At 65.5% G+C, this 1,159-nt stretch carries 1 protein-coding gene; it reads right to left on the bottom strand.

Annotation, left to right across the window (positions count from 1 at the left end):
* Positions 1-33 precede the first annotated feature (33 nt).
* Entirely contained in the window at positions 34-1,074 is a 1,041-nt protein-coding gene (locus tag AC0L2X_RS32345; protein ID WP_473562307.1) for an IS110 family RNA-guided transposase, read from the bottom strand.
* Positions 1,075-1,159 lie beyond the last annotated feature (85 nt).

Genomic DNA, 1,159 nt, shown 5'->3' with positions numbered 1-1,159 from the left:
GACATCATCCAGATCGGGTCTGGTGATCTTGGTCTAGACTTGCTGCATCACGGGCCGCAGCAGTCGGTTGGGGTCATAGTCTTCGCCGGTGAGCATCATCTTCCAGGCGATGCGGGCGACCTTGTTGGCTAAGGCCACGGCTGCCAGCTTGGGCGGCTTGCGCGCCAGCAGCCTCGCCAGCCAGGGCGACGGTTCGGCCCGGCCGGCGCGCACCTGGCGGATCACGGCGGTGGCCCCGACCACAAGGGTACTGCGCAGAGCCTCATCGCCCGCCCGACTGATCACGCCCAGTCTCTGTCGGCCAGCAGTGGAATGATCCTTCGGCGTCAATCCGACCCAGGCGGCGAACTGGCGGCCCGACTTGAAGGCCGCTGGATCCGGCGTCTTCATCACCAGCATCGCCGAGCCCACCGGGCCGATCGATGGGACCTTGGCCAGCCGCCGGCTGGCGGCATTCGTGCGCCGCCAAGCCGCAAGCTCGGTCTCGGCGCGTTCAATGCGAACTTGCAGCTGAGCGTATTCTGCGCCCAACAGCGCAAACAGCCCCCGCGCCAAATCCGGCAGGCTCTCATCGGCGGCGATGCGTGCCAGCAGCGGCTCGATCTTGTCCAGTCCTCGCGCCGCAATTACGCCGAACTCGGCCGCGTGGCCGCGGATCGTGTTGGAGAGCTGCGTGCGGGTGTTGATCAGCCGCTCGCGGGTCCCCAGCAACATCAGGCCGGCCTGCTCCTCAGCCGACTTCACCGGCACGAAGCTCATGGTCGGCCGGCTCATCGCCTCGCAGCCGGCCTCGGCGTCACGTGCGTCGTTCTTGTTGCGCTTCACATAGGGCTTCACGTGCTGCGGAGCGACCAGCCGCACCTCGTGGCCCAGGCCTTTGAGCTCTCGCGCCCAATAGTGCGAGGCCCCGCAGGCCTCCAGCCCCACGACCACAGGCTCCAGACGGGCGAAAAACTCCACCATCTGACCGCGACGAAGCTTGCGGCGAACCACCGGCTCCTCGGCCGCGTTCACGCCATGCAATTGGAAAATACTCTTCGACGTATCAATGAAAATGCGCGTAATCTGCTCCACGGACGGCTCCTTCGATTGAAGTTCTATACGACCTCAATCTGGCACATCGATGCCGCTTCGGGGGCCGTCCACCCCATCATGCCGT

It is taken from the genome of Mesorhizobium sp. WSM4828 (assembly GCF_055811175.1).
The sequence above is the reverse complement of the archived record's forward strand: the minus strand, read 5'-3'. Positions and strand labels throughout refer to the sequence as shown.